This is a genomic window from Micromonospora sp. HM5-17, assembly GCF_003762835.1.
Lineage (GTDB): Bacteria > Actinomycetota > Actinomycetes > Mycobacteriales > Micromonosporaceae > Plantactinospora.
In genome coordinates this window covers 402476-417941 of sequence record NZ_RJWA01000003.1, presented here as the reverse complement: position 1 = coordinate 417941, position 15466 = coordinate 402476, and the positions used below count along the sequence as shown (strand labels likewise).

Sequence of the window (15466 nt, the reverse complement as noted above, 5' to 3'; positions counted from 1 at the left end):
GATCGTGAGGGGAGCGCCATGACCCGACGGACACCGGTCACGCTGCACGTCGTCGAGGAGGGTTCGGGCGTGCCGGTGCTGGCACTCCACGGCTGGACGCCCGACCACCGGCTGATGCGCGGCTGCCTGGAGCCGGTCTTCGCACGGCGGCCGGGATATCGCCGGATCTACCCGGACCTGCCCGGCATGGGCCGGTCGCCGGCCCCGGAGTCGATCGCCAGCTCCGACGACGTCCTCGACGCCGTCCAGGACCTGGTCGACGAGGCGATCGGCGACGCCCCGTTCCTGCTGGTCGGCGAGTCGTACGGCGGCTACCTCGCCCGGGGCCTCGCCCGGGCCCGCCCGGAGCAGGTGCTCGGGCTGGCCCTGATCTGTCCGATCGGCACGGCGGTGGAGCACGCCGAGCGGAACCGCCCGGAGCTCCAGGTGCTCCGCCCCGACCCGGCGCTGGTCGCGTCGCTCGACCCACGGCTCGCCGCGGAGTACACGGAGATCGCCGTGGTGCAGTCGCCGGAGACCCTGCGACGGTTCCGGGACGAGATCATGGTCGGTCTCGACCTCGCCGACGGTGCCGCGCTGGCGCGGATCCGGCGCCGCTGGCGGCTCGGCACCGATCCGGAGAGCGGGCCGGCGTACGAACGGCCCACCCTGATCCTCACCGGCCGGCAGGACTCCAGCGTCGGGTACGTCGACCAGTTCGCGCTGCTCCCGCACTACCCGCGGGCGAGCTTCGCGGTACTCGACGTCGCGGGACACAACCTCCAGATCGAGCAGCCGGCGCTTTTCGACGCGTTGCTGGGCGAGTGGCTCGACCGGGTCGCCGCCGAGTCCCGGGACGCCGGCTGACCATCCAATCCGTCCCAGCCACTGAGCGTTCCCGGCCCGCTGGCGGGCGTTCCGGTATTCTCGGTCCCCGGGTCGAGAGGCGCTGCAACGGGCGAGGACGCCCGCCACGCTCGGCCCGAGATTCACCCGTTTCCGTTGGTAAGGGCGCCTCCGTTCACATACGGAGGTGGTGAGATGAGCACGACACCAAGCCGCGCCGACGAGCACGCGTCTCGGGTCGCCGCCCTACGACAGCTGCTGGAACAGCGGATCGTGGTGCTCGACGGCGCCTGGGGCACGATGCTGCAGGGCGCCGGGCTGACCCCGGCGGACTACCGGGGCGACCTGCTCGCCGACCATCCACACGACGTCACCGGCGACCCGGACCTGCTGAACCTGACCCGGCCGGACGTGGTCCTCGACGTGCACCGGCGCTACCTGGCGGCGGGCGCGGACATCACCACGACGAACACCTTCACCGCGACGAGCATCGCCCAGGCCGACTACGGCCTCCAGGCTCTCGTTCGTGAGATGAACCTGCGCGGCGCCCAGCTGGCCCGGCAGGCCGCCGACGAGGCGGGCGGGAGGTTCGTCGCCGGCTCGGTCGGCCCGCTGAACGTGACGCTCTCGCTCTCGCCGAGCGTCGAGGACCCGGCGTACCGGGCGGTGACGTTCGACCAGGTCAAGGCGGCGTACGCGGAGCAGATCGCGGCGCTCGCCGAGGGCGGGGTGGACGTCCTGCTGATCGAGACCATCTTCGACACCCTGAACGCGAAGGCAGCGGTCGCCGCCGCCCGCGAGGTCGCCCCCGACCTGCCGCTCTGGATCTCCGTCACCATCGTCGACCTGAGCGGCCGGACCCTGTCGGGCCAGACCGTCGAGGCGTTCTGGAGCTCGATCGCACACGCCGAGCCACTGGTGGTCGGGGTCAACTGTTCGCTCGGTGCCGCCGAGATGCGCCCGCACGTCGCCGAACTCTCCCGGCTCGCCGGCACGTACGTCGCCTGCCACCCCAACGCCGGGCTGCCGAACGCGTTCGGTGGCTACGACCAGGAGCCGGAGGAGACCGCCCGGCTGATCCGCGAGTTCGTCGACGCCGGCATGGTCAACATCGTCGGCGGCTGCTGCGGCACCACCCCGGAGCACATCGCGCAGATCGCCGCCGCCGTGGCCGGTCAGCGCCCGCGCCCGGTGCCGGTACCGCCGGCCCGGACCCGGTTCAGCGGGCTGGAGCCGTTCACGATCGGGCCCGACACCGGTTTCGTGATGATCGGCGAGCGGACCAACGTCACCGGCTCGGCCCGGTTCCGCCGGCTGATCGAGGCCGGCGACTACCAGGCCGCCATCGACGTCGCGTTGGAGCAGGTACGCGGCGGCGCCAACATCCTCGACGTCAACATGGACGCCGACCTGCTCGACAGCGAGCGGGCGATGACGACGTTCCTGAACCTGCTCGCGACCGAGCCGGAGGTGGCCCGGGTCCCGATCATGATCGACAGCTCGCGCTGGAGCGTGCTGGAGGCCGGGCTCAAGTGCGTCCAGGGCAAGGGCATCGTCAACTCGATCAGCCTGAAGGAGGGCGAGGAGGTGTTCCTCGCCCAGGCGCGGCGGATCCGCGACTACGGCGCCGGCGTGGTGGTGATGGCCTTCGACGAGATCGGCCAGGCCGAGACCACCGAGCGGAAGGTGGAAATCTGCGCCCGGGCGTACGACCTGCTCACCCAGCGGGCCGGGTTCGCTCCCGAGGACATCATCTTCGACCCCAACGTCCTCGCCGTCGCCACCGGGATCGCCGAGCACAACGGGTACGCCAAGGCGTTCATCGACGCGCTGCCGCTGATCAAGGAGCGCTGCCCGGGGGCCCGGACCAGCGGCGGCATCTCCAACCTGTCGTTCGCGTTCCGGGGCAACGAGGTGGTCCGGGAGGCGATGCACTCGGCGTTCCTGTTCCACGCCGTCCGTGCCGGGCTGGACATGGGGATCGTCAACGCCGGGCAGCTCGCCGTCTACCAGGACATCCCGGCCGACCTGCTGGAGCTGGTCGAGGACGTGCTCTTCGACCGGCGACCGGACGCCACGGACCGGCTGGTCGCGTTCGCGTCGACGGTCAGCGGCTCCGGCACCAAGCGGACGGTGGACCTGTCGTGGCGGGAGGCGCCGGTCGATGAACGGCTGTCGTACGCGCTGGTCCACGGCGTCGTCGACTTCATCGAGGAGGACACCGAGGAGGCGCGCAAGCAGGCGGAGCGCCCGCTCGACGTGATCGAGGGCCCGTTGATGGCCGGAATGAAGATCGTCGGCGACCTCTTCGGCTCGGGCAAGATGTTCCTGCCCCAGGTGGTGAAGTCGGCCCGGGTGATGAAGCGCGCGGTCGCCTACCTGGAGCCGTTCATGGCGGCGGAGAAGGAGCGGGCGCAGGCCGAGGGGCGGCTCGACGGTGAGCGCGGCCAGGGCAAGGTGGTGCTGGCGACGGTCAAGGGCGACGTGCACGACATCGGCAAGAACATCGTCGGGGTCGTCCTCGGCTGCAACAACTACGACGTGATCGACCTCGGCGTGATGGTGCCGGCCGCGACGATCCTGGACACCGCCATCGCCGAGGGCGCCGACGTGATCGGCCTCTCCGGGCTGATCACCCCGTCGCTCGACGAGATGGTCACGGTCGCCACCGAGATGCAGCGGCGCGGGCTGAAGCTGCCGCTGCTGATCGGCGGGGCGACCACGTCGCGGCAGCACACCGCGGTCCGGATCGCCCCCGTCTACGACGGCAGCACCGTACACGTGCTCGACGCATCCCGGGTGGTCGGGGTGGTCTCGGACCTGCTCAACCCGGAGCGGGCCGAGGAGCTGGACGCGCGTAACCGGGAGGAGCAGCAGCGGCTGCGGGAGCAACACGAGGGACGGGAGCGGGTCGCCCTGCTCAGCCTCGAGCAGGCGCGGGCGAACCGCGAGCGGGTCTCCTTCGACGAGCTGCCGGTGCCGGCCTTCACCGGGGTACGGACGGTCCGGCCGGAGCTCCCCGCGCTCCGCGAGATGATCGACTGGCAGTTCCTCTTCCTCGCCTGGGAGCTGAAGGGGAAGTTCCCGGCGATTCTCGACCAGCCGGTCGCCCGGGAACTCTACGACGACGCGAACGCGCTGCTCGACCAGATCGTCGCGGACGGCTCGCTGACCGCCGTCGGGACGTACGGGTTCTGGCCGGCCCACTCCGAGGGCGACGACATCGTGCTGGCGGACGGGCCGCGGTTTCCGATGCTGCGCCAGCAGACCCAGAAGCCGGCCGGCCGACCGAACCGCTGCCTGGCCGACTACGTCGCCCCGGCCGGCGACCACCTGGGCGGCTTCGCGGTGGCGATCCACGGCGCCGAGGAACTGGCCGCCAGCTTCGAGGCGCGGCACGACGACTATCGGGCGATCATGGTCAAGGCGCTGGCCGACCGGCTCGCCGAGGCGCTCGCCGAGTACCTGCACCTGCGGGCCCGCCGGGAGTGGTACGAGCCGGACGCCAACCCGGCGATCGAGGACCTGCACGCCGAACGGTTCCGGGGAATTCGCCCCGCGCTCGGCTACCCAGCCAGCCCCGACCACAGCCTGAAGCGGGACCTGTTCGAGCTGCTCCGCGCCGACACGCTCGGCATCGGCCTGACCGAGTCGTACGCGATGACCCCGGCCGCCGCGGTCAGCGGACTGTACTTCGCCCACCCGGCGTCCCGGTACTTCACCGTGGGGCGGCTGGGCCGGGACCAGGTCGAGGACTACGCGGCCCGGCGCGGGCTCACGGTGGCCGAGGTCGAGCGGTGGCTGCGCCCCAACCTCGGCTACGACCCGGAGTCGTGACCGCGTTCCGACCCGGCGGTGCCGTCGCCGGGCCGGAACGTCGCCCCGAGCCGCCGCCTCAGCTGCGCGAGCGGCGCCGCCGGCGCAGTTGGTCCAGGTAGACCGCGAGCACCAACACCGCGCCGACGGTGACGAACCGCCAGTACGGGTTCACCCCGACGGCCACGAACCCGCCCTGCAACACGGCCGGGATCAGCAGGCCGATCACCGTACCGGCCACCGTGCCGCTGCCGCCGAAAGAGGCTGACCGCGCCGAGAATCACGGCGGCGATCGCGGAGAGGTTGTCCGCGCTGTGCCCGCTGATCGTGGTGGTGCTGAAGTGGGCCAGCGACAGACAGCCCGCGACGCCGGCGAGCAGCCCGAGGCGTCACCATCACCGTGTTCCACAGTGGACAGCTACCGGCCCTGCTCCAGTGGAAGAGCCTGCGCCGGGGCACGTACGTGCTGGGCATCGAGCCGGCGAACTGCCCCGTGATCGGCGGCCGGGTCGAGGCCCGGGAGCGCGGGGTGCTGCCGGTGCTCCAGCCGGGCGAGTCCCGCCGGTACGCGCTCGAGTTCCGGATCGGGCCGGCCTGACCCGCGGCCCCGCCGGCCCGGATACGTCCGGTCGGACGACCCGGAACCCCACGCGAGGACTCCTCTCCGTGCCGCCCCGCTCACTACGCTGGCGGTACGTGGTCACGGGGAGGAGTCGGTCGTGCGCGGTGGCCCGATCTCCTGGCGGATGGGCGTCCGCAGATGGGACCAGCTGCTCGACTGTGCACTGTGGATGAGGGCGGCGGAGCGGATCGAACCGCCGCCGCACCGGCTGGTGCCCGGACCGCTGGACGTCGCCCAACCGCCGGCCCCGACCCGGGGAGGCGATGTGCCGGACGAGGTACTCGGAGCGGAGTGGCTCGGCTGGTGGCTCTCGCTCGTCGACCCCACCCGACAGCCGATCCGGTCCGGCGCCGACCTGGAGCCGGCGTACGACACTCCCGATCCACTCGGCCTGGCGCCGTACCCGGCGCTGCGCCGGATCGTCGCCCAACGCTGGCCCGAGGCCCGGGACTGGCACGCCGCGCGGCAACGCGCCGGCTACGAGCGACCCGGCCCGACCTCCGCCATCAGCGGCACCGTGGTGTACGAGATCGAACGGTCGCTCGGGCGGCCGTTACGCCCGTTCAGTGTCGAGTTCATCCTGCTGCCCGTACGCGACGAGGTGATACGTCGAGTCGACGCGGAGCACTACCTGGTCCCGGAGCAGGTGCACGACAGCCCGCGGTGGACGATCTGGCTGCGTAACCTGGTGTCCCGGATCGGCTGACCACCGCTGCGCCGGTACCTGTCGGGCTGGCAGGTGGGCGGGTAGGGTGCCTCCCCGTGGCGAATCTCTGGAAAGGCGTGGCCGCGACGGTCGGTCGGATGACCCGACGGGTGCCCACCCCCCGTACCGCCGTCCCCACTCCGGCACAGGTCGCGCGGCGGCGTCAGGTGGCGGCCCTGCGACGGCGGCAGCTCGTCTACGCACCCGAACTCGACGGGCGGGCCGACCCGGGCGAGATCGTCTGGACCTGGGTGCCGTACGAGGACGACCCGCGCCAGGGCAAGGACCGGCCGGTGCTGGTGATCAGCCGGGTGAGTCGGACCCTCTTCGGGCTGATGCTCTCCAGCCAGAGTGAGCGGGACGGGCAGCGCCACTGGCTGGCCCTCGGCCCGGGCCCGTGGGACCGGGACAACCGGCCGAGCTGGGTGCGCCTCGACCGCGTCCTGACGATGCGGGAAGACAGCATCCGCCGCGAGGGCGCCATCCTCGACCGGGAGCGGTTCGAGCGGGTCAGCCAGGCGCTCCGCGCCGGGTACGGCTGGCGCTGACGCCGGCCCGAGCCCCGGACGCGCGGAACGCGGTCCCGCCGCCGAGTGTGCCGGACCAACCCGGCGCCCCGTCCGTCAGGTGGCGGGCCCACCGGACGATGTGGCCGATCCGGCGAGGTGGGCGAGGACGCGGCGCAGCTGCTCGGCGTACGCCGCGAGGAACTCCGGCGAGTCCGCGGGCAGACCGGTGATCCGGCGCTCCCCCGGGTCCTCACCCAGGACGTCAACCTCGTGGTTCCGAAGAACCGCGGGTCCCTCTTCACCGCCGTCTGGCGACCCGACCGGAGCCCCGCAGTCGCGACGGACGACACGCCCGGGGAGTTCCTGCTCGACCACACGCGCCCGTACGTCCTCTGGGGCTACGCGGACGCGGCCGACGCGTTTCCGGCCGACCGCCTCGACGCGCTGTCCGGAACCGACCTCCAGCGGCTCGTGCTGGACCGTACCGCGGGCTGGGCGCCCGCGCTGCGCGCGTTGATCGAGGGCTCCGACCCGACGACGGTCAACGCGATCCGGCTCCGCAGCGCGACACCGGTCGGCGCGTGGGAGACCGGGCCGGTCACCCTGCTGGGCGACGCGATCCACAACATGACGCCGATGGCCGGGGTGGGAGCCAACACGGCGCTGCGCGACGCCGCGCTGCTGTGCCGCATGCTCACCGAGGTCGAGGCCGGCAGAATGACGCTGCGGCCGGCACTGCACGACTACGAGCGCCAGATGCGCGGCCACGGCTTCGCCGCGGTGCGGCAGTCGCTCCGTAACGCCCGGCAAACCGGCTCGACCAACCGCGTCGGGCGGGCCGCGTTCCGGACCATGCTCCGCGCCATCGGCGCGGTGCCCCCACTGCGCCGCCGCATGGCCGCCCAGCTCGGCCAGTAGCAAGGAAGGGCCCCTTCCTATACCAAAAACGATAGGAAGGGGCCCTTCCTCACATCGCTACGGCTTCAGGTACGTGTTGTAGAAGACGGGCGACCCGAACTGCTCGGAGATGATCAGGCCGCCGACCTTCGGGCCGGTCACCAGGAAGGTGTTGTCCTGGTAGATCGGCACCACCGGGCAGTACTTCTCCATGATCATCTGGTCGATCTTGGCCCACTCCGGGCCCGCCTCGCCCGCCGGGAGTTTGCTGACCCGGTCGATCTCGGCGTTCACGTCGTCGGCGTTGAAGTACGACACGTTCGAGTTGCCCTGCGGACCGAGCTTGCGGCCGTCCCAGAGCACCGGGATCGTCGAGACCGCGCTCGGCCAGTCCGCCGCCCAGTTGGTCAGGTAGATGTCGTACGGGTTGCCCCGGGTCCGGGCGGTCGGGTTGTGGTCGTCGACGTACTGCACGGTGACGTCGAAGCCGGCCCGCTCCAGGCTCTGCTCGACGATCGGCGCGGTCTGCTGCCCGAAGGCGGTGCTCCGGGACATGAAGACCAGCTTCGGCTTCTGCCCGCCGAGCAGCTCCTTGGCCTTCTCCGGGTTGCCGGTCGGGCCGCCGTCGTACGGGTTCGGGTAGTTGGTCTGCCCGATGGTGGTGTCGGCGAGCAGGGTGTGGGTGAGCCGGCCCGCCGCCTCACCGCCCTGGGTCGCCAGGATGCCCTGCTTGTCGATCGCGTACGCGATCGCCTGGCGCACCTTCAGGTCCTTGATCCGCTCGTTGTTGATGGTCAGGTACCAGACCGACGGGGCGGACTTGCGGATGACCCGGTCGCCGAGGGAGGAGTCGGAGAGGACCTGGTTGACCAGCGCCTGCGGCACCTCGTCCCAGGCGACCGCCCCGGCGTCGGCGCCCTGGCCGGCCAGCGCCCGCTCGGTGGCGGCCTGGTCGTCCGGTCCTATCTCGACCTCGATGGTGTCCGGGTACGCGTGCCGCAGCGGGTCGGTGTTCGGGTCCCAGTGCGGGTTCCGCTCGAGGACGAGGCGGGTGTCCTTGACGTACTCCTTGATCTTGTACGGCCCGGAGGCGACGACCCGGCGGTCGTACTCGGTCCGGGTGTCCTGGGCCTTCGGCACCGGCACCGAGGTCGGCAGCGAGAGCGCGAACGGCAGGTCACAGTGCGGCTCGGCGAAGTTGAAGACCAGGGTCCGGTCGTCCTTGACGGTCAACCCGGGGACGGTGTCGCTCCCCGAGGTGTACGGCCCCTTGTACGTCGCGTTGTACGTCGGGTTGTTCGCCAGCCACTCCTGGAGGTACGTCGGGCCGCCGTCGATGGTCTCCTCGAAGGAGCGGGCGATCCCGTACGCGACGTCGGCCGCCTTGATCGGCGTACCGTCCTCGAACTTCAACCCCTCCTTGAGGGTGTACTCCCAGGTCTTGCAGTCGGAGTTGACGTCCTTGCCGGCATCGGTGGCGAGGTCGCCGACGAGCAGCACGTTGCCCTTGCCGTCCTCCTTGAAGACGGTCAGGGTCCGGACGAACATCTGCTGGATCGACATCGCGTTGAAGGTGTACGTCCGCTGCGGGTCGAGGTGCTCGAAGTCCGCCTCGGTGATCAGCTTGAGCGTGCCCCCGCTCTGCGCGCCCGGCACCTCGGCCGCCGGCCCCTGGGAGTCCTTGGGGTCGGTCGCGATCGAGCTGGTGAACTGCTGGTTGCCGCCGCTGTCGGAGTCGTCGATCTCACCGGTGTTCTCCGTACAGGCGGCCAGCGCACTGGCGGCGAGGACGAGCGCGGTGCTCGTCGCGGCCACCGCGAGCCTAGGTCGCATCGGACTTCCTCCTGGTCTCGTTCCCGGGCTTGGCTGGGCGTGTGGTCGGCTGGTAATCGTGAAGAAAATATTCACGCAGGTTTGCCCGGCGGTAAGTTTCCTGGCAATAACGATGGGGCAACGTTTCCGTCCCGGGCGTCGACACCGGTGTGGCCGCGGTCGGCTCGCGCGCCGCCGGTCAGCCGAGGCGGACCCGGGGGTCGACCACCGCGTACAGGACGTCCACCAGGACGTTCGCCGTCACCACGAAGACGGCGGCGAGCAGCACCGTGGCCATCACGATCGGCATGTCGAGGTTCAGCGCCGCGTTGAGCGCGGTCTTGCCCAGCCCGGTGAACCCGAAGACGGTCTCGGTGATGACGGTGCCCCCGAGGTAGGCGCCGAGGTCCAGCCCGGCGATCGTGATGATCGGGGTGATCGCCGCCCGCAGCGCGTGCCGGCCGTACACCGCGAGCTTCGGCAGGCCCTTGGCCCGGGCCGTCCGGATGAAGTCCTCGGAGAGCGTCTCCAGCATCTGCGCCCGGGAGAGCCGGGCGTAGGTCGCGGAGTTGAGGAAGCCCAGCGCGAACCAGGGCAGGATCATCGCCGACGCCCAGGCCACGGGGTCCTCGGTGATCGGGGTGTAGCGCGGATACGTCAACAGTCCGGTCTCGTAGACCAGGACGATCAGCAGCAACGGTCCGAAGAGGAGGATCGGCATCGAGGCGCCGACCAGCGAGGTGCCGACCGCCAGCTTGTCGAGGGCGGTGCCCCGGCGTAGCGCCGAGGCCATCCCGATCGAGACGCCCAACACGAGCCAGACCACGGCGGCGCCGAAGACGATGCTCAGGGTCACCGGCAGGGTACGGGCGACGATCTCGGTCACCGGCTCGTCGTTGCGGAACGAGAAGCCGAGACAGGGCGCGGGGCACTCGCGGGCGGTCGGGCCCGAGCCGATCGTCCGTCCGACGAAGATGCCGCGCATGAAGTCGCCGTACTGGGTGACGATCGGCTTGTCCAGCCCCATGCGGCGCTCGATCATCGCGATCCGCTCCGGGCTGCAGACGTTCTTGCTGTCGCCGCACATCAGCTCGGCCGGGTTGTTCGGTACGGCGAAGAAGAGGCCGAAGGTCACCACGCTGACCGCGATCAGCGTGGTGAGCGCGAGCAGCAGCTTCTTGACCAGGAACCGCAGCATTCTCGCGCCCCCTACCTGCTCGACTTCGGGTCGAGCGCGTCGCGCAACGAGTCACCGAAGAGGTTGAACGCCAGCACCAGCAGGAACAGCGTCGTCCCGCCGACGATGGTGAAGCTGGGAACGTCCCGCAGGTACCGGATGCTGTCGTTGATCAGCCGGCCGAGGTCCGGGGTCGGCTCCAGCACCCCGATCCCGAGGAAGGAGAGGGCCGCCTCGGCGGTGATCAGCGCGGGGACGTTCAGCGAGAAGGTGACCAGGATCGGCGCCCAGAGATTCGGCAGGAGCTGCCGGAACAGGATGTGCCCGAGGCCGGCGCCGGAGGCGCGGGCGGCCTCCACGAACTCCCGTTCGCGCAGCGACAGGACCTGGCCGCGAACCAGCCGGGCCGAGGTGGTCCAGTTGAACATCACGAAGATCAGCACCAGCAGTCCGGGACGGAACCACGGCGAGACCTCGTCCCGCGGGCCGTAGAACTGGTTCACCGCCAACGGCACGAAGGCGAAGCAGAAGATGTAGAACGGGAAGGCCAGGGCCAGGTCGATGATCCAGGTGATCACGGCGTCGACCCACCCGCCGACGTACCCGGCGACGATGCCGACGACGACGCCGAGCGCGATGGTCAGCACGGCCGCGGTGAAGGCGATCATCAGCGAGGTACGCAGGCCGTACACCACCTGGATGAAGATGTCCCGACCGTTTCCGGGCTGGATGCCGAACCAGTGCTCGCCGCTGACCCCGGCGTACCCGAGCGGGAAGCCGTTGCGGTCCAGCAGCTCCGGGAACCGCTCCTGCGGACCCTTGCCGTACAGCTTCTCCACCAGCGGCGCGGCCGCCGCCACCAGGATGAAGAAGATCAGCACTCCGCCGCTGACCAGCGCGACCTTGTCCCGACGCAGCCGCAGCCAGGCGAGCTGCCCCGGCGAGCGGCCGACGAACGTCGCGTCCGGCTGTGGGTCGGACGCCTGCCTGTCGTCCGCGGCGGGCCGGGTCGCGGCAACGTCACGATCGACGGGGTTGGTGGGAGCACTCATCGGTCGTCACCGCCTTCCGGAGAGGTCCCGGCCGGCTCCTCCGGGAAGTGGCACGCCACCGCGGCGGCGGCGCCCTCCGGAACGGCGAGCGCCGGTTCCTCGGTCGCGCAGATCTCCCGCGCCTTCCAGCAGCGGCTGCGGAACCGACAGCCGGAGGGCGGGTCGAGCGGGGTCGGTACGTCCCCGGAGAGCCGGATCCGCCCGGCCGGGCCGAGCTTCGTCACGTCCGGTACGGCCGACAGCAGCGCCCGGGTGTACGGGTGGCGGGGCCGCTCGTAGATCTCGGCACGGTCCCCGATCTCGACGATCTTCCCCAGGTACATCACCGCCACCCGCTGACAGAAGTGCCGGACCACCGCCAGGTCGTGCGCGATGAAGACGAAGGCCAGCCCCAGCTCCCGCTGGAGGTCGCGGAGCAGGTTGACCACCTGGGCCTGAATCGAGACGTCCAGTGCGGAGACCGGCTCGTCGGCCACGATCAGCTTGGGCCGCAGCGCCAGGGCGCGGGCGATCCCGATCCGCTGCCGCTGCCCGCCGGAGAACTCGTGCGGGTAGCGGTTGTAGTGCTCGGGGCTCAGCCCGACCAGCTCCAACAGCTCACGGACCCGGTTCCGGACTCCGCCCGGGGGGTTGATGCCGTTGACCCGCAGCGGCATCGCGACGATCTCGCCGACGGTGTGCCGCGGATTCAGCGAGGCGTACGGATCCTGGAAGATGATCTGAAGATTCTGGCGCAGCGGCCGCAGCGCGGCGCGCCGGGCGTGGGTGATGTCCCGCCCCTCGAAGACGATCCGGCCGGCGGTCGGTTCCAGCAGCCGGACCAGCAGCCGCCCGGTCGTGGTCTTGCCGCAGCCCGACTCGCCGACCAGGCCCAGCGTCTCCCCCGGACGGACCGCGAAGTCGAGCCCGTCGACCGCCCGCACCGCGCCGCCCCGGCCTCGGAAGCCGCGCCGGACCGGGAAGTGTTTGGTCAGCCCAGAGACCGCCAGCAGCGGCTCACCGGTCGACACCGTCATCGGAGCCCGTCCTCCGTCCGAGACCGCGGGGCCCGTCCGCCCCGCCCGTTCCGCGCCCGCACCGGGCGTCGCCTTTCGCTCGCGGCGGCGGGACTCGCCCACCCCACCCGGTTCCTCGTCCTCACCGGGCCACTCCCACCCGGGCGATCTCCTCGGCGTAGCGCCGCCGCCGCTCCTCCTCCGGCAGGTGGCAGGCGACCAGGTGGTTGGTCCCGGCCACCGGACGCAGTTCGGGGACCTCCCGGTACGACCGGGTGCCGGTGTGGTCGGCGTACCGGCACCGGGGGTGGAACGCACACCCGGGCGGGATGTTGATCAGGCTCGGCGGGTTGCCGGGGATCGGCAGCAGGTCCGCGTTCGGGTCGCCGTGCAGCGACGGCACGCTGGAGAGCAGCCCCCAGGTGTACGGGTGCTGCGGCTGGCGCAGCACCTGCTCGACGCTGCCGTGCTCGACCGCCCGTCCGGCGTACATCACCAGGACGTCGTCCGCGACCTGGCTGACCACCCCCAGGTCGTGGGTGATCAGGATGATCGCGGAGTGGAACTCCTGCTGTAGGTCCGCCAGCAGATCGAGGATCTGCGCCTGCACGGTGACGTCCAGCGCGGTGGTCGGCTCGTCGGCGATCAGCAGGGCGGGGTCGTTGACCAGCGCCATCGCGATCATGGCCCGCTGTCGCATGCCGCCGGAGAACTCGTGCGGGTACTGCTCCGCCCGCCGCGCCGGTTGCGGGATGCCGACCCGGTCGAGCATCTCGACGGCCCGGCGGTGGGCCGCGTGGCGGTTGGCCTCCGGGTGGTGGATCCGGTACGCCTCGGCGATCTGCCGCCCGACGGGATAGTACGGATGCAGCGCGGAGAGCGGATCCTGGAAGATCATCGCTATGTCCCGACCGCGCAGCCTGCGGATCTCGGCCTCGGGAAGCCCGACGATGTTCCGCCCGCCGACCCAGATCTCGCCGCTGACCTCCGTACGCCGGGGATCGTGCAGGCCGAGCACGGCGAGACTGGTGACGCTCTTGCCCGAGCCCGACTCCCCGACGATGCCGAGCGTGCGACCACGCTCGACGGCGAACGAGACCCCGTCGACCGCGCGCACCACCCCGTCCTCGGTCCGGAAGCGGACCCGCAGGTCGCGCACCCGCAGGTACGGGCCGTCGGCCGGCGTGTCCGCGGATGCTTTCGGTGCCGCCACGACGCCCTCCTCTCACCCTGCCCGCCGCCGGTCACACCGCGTGCCGGACGGTCCGGCCCGGCCGAGGCAGCGGCGAAGGTAACCTACATCAGATAACAGAGGGTGAAAATAAGCTACAAGAACCGATCTGTCAGCCGTCGGACCGTCACCCCCCGCGTCTCCTACCCCGCCCACGGCCATCGCCCATTCAAATCGGTACCACCGGACGCTGTCGACCCCCGCCTCTCCCACCCCGCGGGGCGGATTTCTCGCCTAAGGTCATCCCGTGATCGGCCGCGGACATCCCGGCCGGTCCGCCATGGCCGCCGTCGGTGTGGGGAGTGGGGCGGCGGCGTGTGGGGCGAACGGCGACGACGCCCGCGGGCAGCGAGGAGGGGGCGATGGCGGAGTTCGACGTGGCGACGGCGGCGGTCGAGGCGGCCCTCGACGCCGGGGCCCGGTACGCCGACGTCCGGGTGATGCACCGCCGCTACGAGTCGATGACGGCCCGCAACGGCGACATCGAGTCGGTCAGCCAGGACGAGAGCGCCGGACTCGGCGTACGGGCGCTGGTGGGCTCCGGGTGGGGCTTCTACGCCGTACCGGAGCTGACCCGGGCGGCGGCCAGGGCGGCCGGCGAGCGGGCCGCGCGGATCGCGGCGGCCAGCGGCCGGGTCCCCGGCCCCGGTAGCAACCTGCTGCCGGTGCCGGCCAGCACCGGCTCCTGGCGCTCCCCGTGCGAGATCGACCCGCTCTCGGTCCCGCTGGCCGACAAGGGCGACCTGCTGGTCCGGGCCACCGCCCTGTCCCGGGAGCACGGCGCCGACCAGGCCGAGGGGATCTACCAGATCTGGGACACCCGCACGTGGTTCGTCTCCAGCGAGGGCCACCGGATCGACCAGCACATCCGGGAGTGCGGCGCCGGCATCGCGGCCACGGTGATCGGCGACGGCGAGACGCAGCGCCGCTCGTACCCCAGCTACCGTGGCCAGTACGGCACCCAGGGCTGGGAACTGGTCGAGGCACTCGACCTCACCGCGCACGCCGCCCGGATCGCCGAGGAGGCCCGCGCGCTGGTCACCGCGCCGCTCTGCCCGGCCGGTGAGACCACCCTGATCCTCGGCGGCGAGCAGATGGCAATCCAGATCCACGAGTCGGTCGGGCACGCCATCGAGCTGGACCGGATCCTCGGCTGGGAGGCCGCTCTTGCCGGCACCTCCTGGCTCGACCTGAACCAACTCGGCACACTCCGGTACGGCTCCGAACTGATGAACATCACGATCGACCCGACCATCCCCGGGGCGCTCGGCAGCTTCGGCTTCGACGACGAGGGGACCCCGGCGGCGAAACGGGACGCGGTCCGGGAGGGCCGCTGGGTCGGCACCCTGGCCGGGCGGGACTCGGCCGCGGTCGCCGGCCTCGACTACGCCGGCAGCGTTCGGGCCGACGGATGGGCCCGGCTGCCGATGGTTCGGATGACCAACGTCGGCCTGGAGCCGGGCCCGCACACGCTGGACGAGATGATCGCCGCCACCGACGACGGCATCCTGATGGACGTCAACCGTTCATGGTCGATCGACGACAAGCGGCTCAACTTCCAGTTCGGCTGCGAGATCGGCTGGGAGGTCAAGAACGGCCGTCGGGGACGAATGCTCCGCAACCCGACCTACACCGGAATCGGCCCGCTCTTCTGGCGATCGATGGACATGCTCTCCTCCGAGATCGTCGCCTGGGGAACGCCGAACTGCGGCAAGGGGCAACCCGTACAGATCGGCCACACCGGACACCCGGCCGCCCCGGCCCGGTTCACCAAGGTCCGGGTCGGGGTCCGCGGATGAGGGAGCGGGGAGCGGAAGGAGCACG

12 protein-coding genes, 1 pseudogene and 1 riboswitch are annotated in these 15466 nt (G+C 71.4%); of the genes and pseudogenes, 7 read left to right on the top strand and 6 right to left on the bottom strand.

The window, feature by feature from the left end; all coding sequences use genetic code 11:
* Positions 1 to 18 precede the first annotated feature (18 nt).
* Together EF879_RS11320 and metH are read left to right on the top strand one after the other, a co-directional pair.
* Entirely contained in the window at positions 19 to 846 is an 828-nt protein-coding gene (locus EF879_RS11320; RefSeq protein ID WP_123557624.1) for an alpha/beta fold hydrolase, read from the top strand.
* Positions 847 to 914: 68 nt separating this feature from the next.
* A riboswitch (S-adenosyl-L-homocysteine riboswitch) is annotated at positions 915 to 1003 on the top strand.
* 17 nt (positions 1004 to 1020) lie between these two features.
* Positions 1021 to 4662, top strand: coding sequence for a methionine synthase (gene metH / locus EF879_RS11315; RefSeq protein ID WP_123557622.1), 3642 nt, complete (start codon positions 1021 to 1023; stop codon positions 4660 to 4662).
* A gap of 58 nt (positions 4663 to 4720) precedes the next feature.
* Here the strand turns inward: metH and EF879_RS27585 are convergent, their stop codons facing one another.
* Positions 4721 to 4870 (bottom strand): branched-chain amino acid ABC transporter permease, encoded by a 150-nt coding sequence (locus EF879_RS27585; RefSeq protein WP_199736315.1) that lies wholly within the window; start codon positions 4868 to 4870, stop codon positions 4721 to 4723.
* 159 nt (positions 4871 to 5029) lie between these two features.
* On the opposite strand from EF879_RS27585, the pseudogene EF879_RS11305 reads away from it, so the two are divergent.
* From EF879_RS11305 to EF879_RS11290, 4 genes and pseudogenes are all read left to right on the top strand, one after another.
* Positions 5030 to 5239, top strand: a pseudogene (locus tag EF879_RS11305) (DUF4432 family protein); the annotation flags it as partial.
* A 121-nt stretch (positions 5240 to 5360) separates the two neighbouring features.
* Positions 5361 to 5969 (top strand): hypothetical protein, encoded by a 609-nt coding sequence (locus EF879_RS11300; protein ID WP_123557618.1) that lies wholly within the window; start codon positions 5361 to 5363, stop codon positions 5967 to 5969.
* A gap of 98 nt (positions 5970 to 6067) precedes the next feature.
* Positions 6068 to 6517 (top strand): type II toxin-antitoxin system PemK/MazF family toxin, encoded by a 450-nt coding sequence (locus EF879_RS11295; protein ID WP_370375476.1) that lies wholly within the window; start codon positions 6068 to 6070, stop codon positions 6515 to 6517.
* A 117-nt stretch (positions 6518 to 6634) separates the two neighbouring features.
* Positions 6635 to 7396 carry an NAD(P)/FAD-dependent oxidoreductase gene (locus EF879_RS11290; protein WP_158624153.1) on the top strand — a complete coding sequence of 254 codons (762 nt, stop codon included), beginning with the start codon at positions 6635 to 6637 and terminating at the stop codon, positions 7394 to 7396.
* Positions 7397 to 7453: 57 nt separating this feature from the next.
* Here the strand turns inward: EF879_RS11290 and EF879_RS11285 are convergent, their stop codons facing one another.
* The 5 genes from EF879_RS11285 to EF879_RS11265 form a co-directional block, all read right to left on the bottom strand.
* Complete coding sequence (locus EF879_RS11285) at positions 7454 to 9208, bottom strand: ABC transporter substrate-binding protein (RefSeq protein WP_123557612.1); 1755 nt, start codon at positions 9206 to 9208, stop codon at positions 7454 to 7456.
* Between the two features lie 178 nt (positions 9209 to 9386).
* Entirely contained in the window at positions 9387 to 10385 is a 999-nt protein-coding gene (locus EF879_RS11280; RefSeq protein ID WP_123557611.1) for an ABC transporter permease, read from the bottom strand.
* Positions 10386 to 10396: 11 nt separating this feature from the next.
* Complete coding sequence (locus EF879_RS11275; RefSeq protein ID WP_123557609.1) at positions 10397 to 11416, bottom strand: ABC transporter permease; 1020 nt, start codon at positions 11414 to 11416, stop codon at positions 10397 to 10399.
* A complete protein-coding gene (locus tag EF879_RS11270) occupies positions 11413 to 12432 on the bottom strand; it encodes an ABC transporter ATP-binding protein (protein WP_123557607.1) in 1020 nt (339 codons plus the stop codon). The genes EF879_RS11275 and EF879_RS11270 overlap by 4 nt, the downstream gene beginning before the upstream one ends.
* A gap of 121 nt (positions 12433 to 12553) precedes the next feature.
* The gene (locus EF879_RS11265) at positions 12554 to 13624 is read right to left on the bottom strand and encodes an ABC transporter ATP-binding protein (RefSeq protein ID WP_123557605.1); all 1071 of its coding nucleotides are present in this window, start codon (positions 13622 to 13624) and stop codon (positions 12554 to 12556) included.
* A 380-nt stretch (positions 13625 to 14004) separates the two neighbouring features.
* On the opposite strand from EF879_RS11265, the gene EF879_RS11260 reads away from it, so the two are divergent.
* Positions 14005 to 15441 (top strand): TldD/PmbA family protein, encoded by a 1437-nt coding sequence (locus EF879_RS11260; protein ID WP_123557603.1) that lies wholly within the window; start codon positions 14005 to 14007, stop codon positions 15439 to 15441.
* The last annotated feature ends 25 nt before the right edge of the window (positions 15442 to 15466 follow it).

Excerpts from the sequence above, each read along its gene's own strand:
- EF879_RS11280 (WP_123557611.1), bottom strand. The coding sequence starts at position 10,385 with ATGCTGCGGTTCCTGGTCAAGAAGCTGCTGCTCGCGCTCACCACGCTG.
- metH (WP_123557622.1), top strand. The coding sequence starts at position 1,021 with ATGAGCACGACACCAAGCCGCGCCGACGAGCACGCGTCTCGGGTCGCC.
- EF879_RS11275 (WP_123557609.1), bottom strand. The coding sequence starts at position 11,416 with ATGAGTGCTCCCACCAACCCCGTCGATCGTGACGTTGCCGCGACCCGG.
- EF879_RS11260 (WP_123557603.1), top strand. The coding sequence starts at position 14,005 with ATGGCGGAGTTCGACGTGGCGACGGCGGCGGTCGAGGCGGCCCTCGAC.
- EF879_RS11320 (WP_123557624.1), top strand. The coding sequence starts at position 19 with ATGACCCGACGGACACCGGTCACGCTGCACGTCGTCGAGGAGGGTTCG.
- EF879_RS11295 (WP_370375476.1), top strand. The coding sequence starts at position 6,068 with ATGACCCGACGGGTGCCCACCCCCCGTACCGCCGTCCCCACTCCGGCA.
- EF879_RS11270 (WP_123557607.1), bottom strand. The coding sequence starts at position 12,432 with ATGACGGTGTCGACCGGTGAGCCGCTGCTGGCGGTCTCTGGGCTGACC.
- EF879_RS11285 (WP_123557612.1), bottom strand. The coding sequence starts at position 9,208 with ATGCGACCTAGGCTCGCGGTGGCCGCGACGAGCACCGCGCTCGTCCTC.